The organism is uncultured Streptococcus sp., from assembly GCF_905372115.1.
Lineage (GTDB): Bacteria > Bacillota > Bacilli > Lactobacillales > Streptococcaceae > Streptococcus.
The window spans coordinates 42,936-48,935 of sequence record NZ_CAJPNR010000013.1; the positions used below are offsets into that span (position 1 = coordinate 42,936).

4 protein-coding genes and 1 pseudogene are annotated in these 6,000 nt (G+C 32.0%); all 5 read left to right on the forward strand.

The window, feature by feature from the left end; all coding sequences use genetic code 11:
• Window positions 1–492: 492 nt before the first annotated feature.
• Window positions 493–1,245 carry a DUF6261 family protein gene (locus QZ169_RS05530; RefSeq protein WP_295505228.1) on the forward strand — a complete coding sequence of 251 codons (753 nt, stop codon included), beginning with the start codon at window positions 493–495 and terminating at the stop codon, window positions 1,243–1,245.
• Window positions 1,246–1,526: 281 nt separating this feature from the next.
• Window positions 1,527–2,153: a DUF1524 domain-containing protein gene (locus QZ169_RS05535; protein WP_295505230.1), complete on the forward strand. Its 627-nt coding sequence runs from the start codon at window positions 1,527–1,529 to the stop codon at window positions 2,151–2,153.
• The gene (locus QZ169_RS05540; protein ID WP_295505232.1) at window positions 2,153–3,508 is read left to right on the forward strand and encodes an SIR2 family protein; all 1,356 of its coding nucleotides are present in this window, start codon (window positions 2,153–2,155) and stop codon (window positions 3,506–3,508) included. Before QZ169_RS05535 ends, QZ169_RS05540 begins: the two co-directional genes overlap by 1 nt.
• Window positions 3,501–5,195 (forward strand): ATP-binding protein, encoded by a 1,695-nt coding sequence (locus tag QZ169_RS05545; protein ID WP_295505234.1) that lies wholly within the window; start codon window positions 3,501–3,503, stop codon window positions 5,193–5,195. The genes QZ169_RS05540 and QZ169_RS05545 overlap by 8 nt, the downstream gene beginning before the upstream one ends.
• Before the next feature lie 359 nt (window positions 5,196–5,554).
• Window positions 5,555–6,000, forward strand: a pseudogene (locus QZ169_RS05550) (haloacid dehalogenase-like hydrolase); the annotation flags it as partial.

Below are 6,000 nucleotides of genomic sequence, written 5' to 3' on the forward strand. Positions count from 1 at the left end.
GGAAATTACACCCAACTGATTGAGGAGATCTTCGATCCCTTGAGAGTGGAGAGATAGGAGAGAAAGGTAATCATTAAAAACTCGAATAGTTATCTGTGGCCAAATATCCAATCAATCTAAAGGCTGAATACGAGTGTTTACTAAAATATTTAGATAAACAAGGTTTCGAATAGTCCAGTTTGCGAAAAAATCTGTGCTTTCTATCTGTCGAGTGATGTGTTTTGCTATAATTAACAAGTTTTCTAAAGTTTGAATACTAGTGTTTGTTAAAATTTTAAAGCATTCTAAGCGTGAAATGCTCTGATAATCCATTTTTAAAGAGAAATAATCCCCATCTGAAGTTGAAGAAATCATCAGGTGGGGATATTTTATGTCTTTGATTTTGAAAAGGTGCTATTTCAGGGATAAAAAATGACATTTCAGGGCAGCCTTGCAAAAGATTTATCGCCACGTGCTATACTTAGTTCATCAAATTATTGGAGAGGTTTTATTATGACTACTAACTACACCATTCGCCCCTTGACCTATAGCAACTTTACTCACCGTGAGTTTGAAAGTTTGATGACGGATTCTCGTCAAATCATCACGGACTTTGTCAAGGCCAATAAAAACGAAGATATGTATAGCACGCACTTGGAGCCCTTTGCGAGCAAGCTAGAAGAGTTCCAGAAACAGCTAGCCAGCGTGGAAAAGAAACAAACAACGAGTCTGGCAGAGGTAGACAAGGAGCGGGATAGCGCTCTGGTCGGGCTCTTTACCCTACATAGGGGATTTGCCAAGATAAAGGAAGTAAAGTTCAAGGAAGCACATGAGACGCTGGCTCCAGTCCTGACCAAGTACAAGGATATCACCAAGCATAATAATGATGTCGCAACTGCTGAGATTAAGAGTCTCCTCAAAACTCTCAAGGAAGAGCCCTACAATGCGGCAGTAACTACGTTGGGACTCTCACCTGTGATTAGCGCAGTGACGACTGCTCAGGAAGACTATGATAAGGCCGAAGCCTTAGCGCGTGCAGCCAAGTCCAGCAAAGAAGTCGGTAAGACCAAGCAGCTGCGCACGGAAATCTCCCGCACTTATGACCTCTTTATGCGCTATACCGCAGCCTCCGCAGAAGCCTACCCAGAGAAAGCCCACTTTGCCAAACTCCTCAAGGATCTCAATACCATCCGAGACAGCAAGCGCCGCCTGGCTAGTCCAAATAAGAAAACAAAACCGGAACAAGCACCGGAAGTAACAGGATAAAAAACAATCCCTTAGAATTATATTCTAGGGGATTTTTGGTGTTTAATAGACATTGGGTAGGGAATGTGAAGGCGGAAGCCGATAAAAAAATATTGGATTTTTGCATAAGTACTTTATAGAATGTGTAATAATTGATATAATGATAGATGTAAACAAATTAACTTTGTATGCGCATAACGCATTGAGTTCAGAAAAATCGAAGAAACTTAAACTTGACTAATCAAGTAGGCTATATAACAACTGATGTCAGGATGATAAGGCGGAAACTATAGGAATATACTATGGAACAATTATTAAAAAAATTAGAGTTGGTTTACGGTAAAAAAATTAAAGATTACTTTCTAGAAAAGACTGAATGCTATAATTTTAATAAAACAGATAAGGAAATTGTTCAAACTTTTGTGAGTTATGAATTAGGTTATTATAATGAACAGATTGGGGAAATAACACTGCTGAGAAAAAATCATTATAAGAATAATCATGCTATATTCACACGATTTCTTCTTATTAGTATAGAGAAATATCATAACCAACTTAATGACTTTGACTTTACAGAGTTGGATAAAAAAGGAAACGCAATATGGCACCTTGAACATATTATCCCGCAAAGTGTATTTCCATATAATAAGAATCTAAAGCATGACTTAGGTAATTTGACTTTACTCTATCAAGCGTCAAATAATGCTGTAAATAATTGTATGTTTGAGAAGAAAAGGGAGATTTTAGCCTATTATCCAGATTTTGACCTTTATATTAACAAGGTATTTAAGTGTGATAAATTTGACGATAAAGATATTGTATTACGTAGAAAACAACTAATTGATAATATTAAAGAAATATTTTTTGAAAAGATAGATAATTATTTTAAAGTAATATTAAAGCTTGATATTGATGGGGGATATATATAATGGCGAGCAACTTATATCACTATAAAAACGGAATAAACGAATTTGAACAAAATGATTTTGAGCAGCAAAAGAAAAGTTTAAGTGTTTTTATAAATAAACAGTTTGTATCTAGAAATTTAGTTGTCTTTATTGGATCAGGATGTTCATCAGAGGATATTCCGTTAATGTCTACAACTATGCGTAAGATTTTAAATGAATATGATGTTGTATATAAAAAAGTAAGGCAATTTCTAAATTCAAAAAATTTAGATTTTTTGAATAACAGTATTAAATCAAATCATTCGTGGTTAGAGAAAAAATATGAAAACGAAGAAGATAAAAATAGAAAAGATTCCTTGAAAACTGAGCTTAGAGTAAGTTCTAATCTTTTAGATTTGCTAGAAAAAAATAATAAAACCTCTATTGAAGAATTTTATGATCGAAACAAAGAACATCGAGAATTCTTAGATAATAATTTCTATAAATCCTTTTCCGATATTGAAAGTTTATTGAACTGGTTGCAAAATGGTCTAAATTTTTCCCCAAATGATAGCGAGTTGGAAGAAGCAATTCGAATTTTGAAACGAGAATTTATTGATACAATTCCTACTTTAGGAAGTGAAGTTTATCAAAGCGGGACTACATTAAGCACCTATCAAAAATTTTTTCAATCAGTTTTTAAACATAGAACTGAATTAGGTAGCAAAGTCACTATCGTTACGACTAACTATGATTTATTTAATGAATATGCTTTAGAAAACAATCGAATTGTTTATTCAACTGGATTTGAGAATAATTTGCATCGAAAATTTAATGTAAATTTATTTAGAAACCGAGTGGTTGATGATACTAATAGATATAAAAATGTTTGGCAACCTACATTTAAAGAAGCCAATTTGTTAAAAATTCACGGTTCAATAAATTGGACATCTGACGATAATAGCATACTTATCCAAAGAGATCAAATTATGCCTGATGAGAGTGAAGTTATTATTTATCCAACAATGCTAAAGCATAAAGAGACTGCTCAAGCCCCCTATTCAGAATTATTTAGAGAATTTGCTAACATTCTTCAAGTGCCAAATACGACACTCATTGTTTTGGGGTATGGATTTCCTGATGAACATATTAACAACATTATTTCTCAAAATCTAAGAAATCAAGATTTTAATTTGATTGTTTTTGGAGATAAAGAAGAAGATAAAATGAAGAGATTTTTTCGGGAATTCGAGGGACAAGAGGGCTTTCATTTGATTGGTGGAGAAGATGTTGATAATAAAACTAAAGCTCATTATTTTAAATATTTAGTAGATGAGATAATTAATTATACTCTGATAGAAGAGTTAGGGATAACCGAGGAGAATGGAGATGAATAGTATTGGGCGTGTTGTTTCAGTTTCATATGACAGATTAATTTTTGAGGTAAGTAATTTTGAAAAATTGATTTATAACTATAACGGAAATGTGTATATATCAAGGGGGGTAATTGACTATGTGACAATAAAAAGCCAATTTGGAGATCGTTTCATTTATCAAGTCGTTCGAGTTGAAGATAAGGAGGTTCAGTTAGCAAGAGATGAAAAATCAAAATTTGATTATACTGGAAGATTCGAATGTATTCCAATCGGTATATTAGAAGGTGAAACTATCAGTTATAATCTAAAGCAGTACCCTTTTTTACAGGATAAGGTATATCTATCCAGTGATGATGAACTACGAAAAGTTTTCTCAAATAAAAAAAGTAGGAAATCTATTTCACTTGGAATGATACAAAATAAATACGAAGCTAAATTAAAACTAAATAGTTTAATAACTCATCACTCTGCAGTTTTAGGCAATACTGGCTCAGGTAAATCAACTACTGTAAGAAGAATAATTAATGAAGTTGTCACAAAAGATACAACAAATCTGTTATTAAATATTTTTGATGTTCATAATGAATACGGTCAAATTAACGAAGCAAATATTATAGATGTGCTAAATGATTATTATATAGATTTAGAATCTTTAGGATTACAAGATTGGTTAAATTTAATAAAACCATCAGAGTTAGTTCAGTTACCTATTGTACAAACAGCGTTAAAATTATCAAATTGTCTTTCAAATAATAAATTAGATAACAAAAAATTGAGATGTTATATTGCATATAATTTGTACTTTAATCAGCAGTCAGATACTGTGGCTAAAAGAGCAAAAATTGTAGGACTTTTGAGTAACATTGATATTGATACGAGCAAATATGATGCGCAATATGGCAATTTTAGCAGTAATGATGAGGAGATTTTTATTTCAGCATTAAAATCTTCTATGTACGCTGATTATTCAGAAATTTCTAAAGAAATTGAAGAAGCAAATCATAAAATTAGAAATTTTGACGAATTATTTGATGGTTTAGAGTTCGTGTTTCTTTTAGAAGAATGTCGCGGAAATACACAAGCGCGAGGATATTCTGCAACATTGGAGACCAGGATAAAAAACATCCAAAATAGATATGGGAAATTGTTTAAAAAAAGAGCCAATCAAAAAAAATCGAAAGACGCAAAGATAACAGTCTATAATGTTTCTAATATGGATGATGATTTGCTATTATTTTTCACTAGCTATCTTTTGAAAAAAAAGTTTGAGGATAGTTCAGCATTAGAATTAAAGGATAGAAATGTGAATCTGTTTATTTTTGAAGAAGCACATAGGTATATTTCTAAGTTGCAAGAGAATAGTCTTTTTAATGAGGTTGAAATATTTAAAAAAATTGCACGTGAAGGGAGGAAGTTTGGTTGTTTCTTAATGTTATCAAGTCAGAGACCGAGTGAACTTTCTTCTACAGTGCTGTCGCAGTGTAATAATTACTTAATACATCGAATAAAAAATAATGTTGATTTAGAGTACCTTTTAAAAACAATACCTTTTATTAATAAAAATCAATTAACTAGATTTTCATACTTACCTACCGGAACAGCATACCTTGTTGGTGAGTTGTATCCCATACCAGTTGAAGTTAATGTGATTAAAGATAAAAAGTCGGATATAACAGTTACTCCTAGAATTAAATTTAAAGAAGAATAATAAATGAACAATAATTGTATATCTGAAATAAGGATTCGATATTTTAATGATAATTGGACTAGAAAACGCTAAATCAAATATCTGAATTCATTCCTAAATCTGTTTGTACAGACGAATTCAGTTATGTGGATTTGGAATCCGTTATTGGGACTTAATTAATTTCTGTATACAGGGAGAATAAAGAATCCGCCCTGCCTTGATCACAATGCTTAGCGAAAAAAGGTTATGGTACTGCCTTCTCAAACCTCGATAACCTCATCACTTCTCACCAAGAAAAATTTCTCAGTTAGAAACTTTAAAGAAATAGCTTTTACAGGATATGTTTATTTAGGATATTTTTTATAGAAAGGAACAAAAATATGTCAGCCGCAGAATTTAAACGAGAAAAGAAAAAGGATCAACCGGTTATTGCACTTTGTTATGATTTTGATAAGACGCTTTCACCTGATGATATGCAAGCACAAGGGTATATTCAATCTGTAGGATTTAATATTGCTGAGTTTTGGGAAAAATCAAATGGTTTAGCTTCTGCAAATAATATGGATCAGAATCTTGCCTATATGTATACCATGAAGGAAGAAGCTGCTGGGAAAGTTTTATTTACGAAGAAAGAACTTGCTAAATATGGTTCAAAAGTTGCATTATTTCCTGGAGTGGAAGAATGGTTTGAACGTATAAGAAAATATGGGGAAGAGAAAGGTGTTATCATTGAACACTACATTATATCTTCAGGTTTAAAAGAAATGATTGAAGGAACATCCATTTCAAAAAAAGGTGCCTTTAAAAGAATATATGCAACTTCATT

Excerpts from the sequence above, each read along its gene's own strand:
- QZ169_RS05530 (WP_295505228.1), top strand. The coding sequence starts at position 493 with ATGACTACTAACTACACCATTCGCCCCTTGACCTATAGCAACTTTACT.
- QZ169_RS05535 (WP_295505230.1), top strand. The coding sequence starts at position 1,527 with ATGGAACAATTATTAAAAAAATTAGAGTTGGTTTACGGTAAAAAAATT.
- QZ169_RS05540 (WP_295505232.1), top strand. The coding sequence starts at position 2,153 with ATGGCGAGCAACTTATATCACTATAAAAACGGAATAAACGAATTTGAA.
- QZ169_RS05545 (WP_295505234.1), top strand. The coding sequence starts at position 3,501 with ATGAATAGTATTGGGCGTGTTGTTTCAGTTTCATATGACAGATTAATT.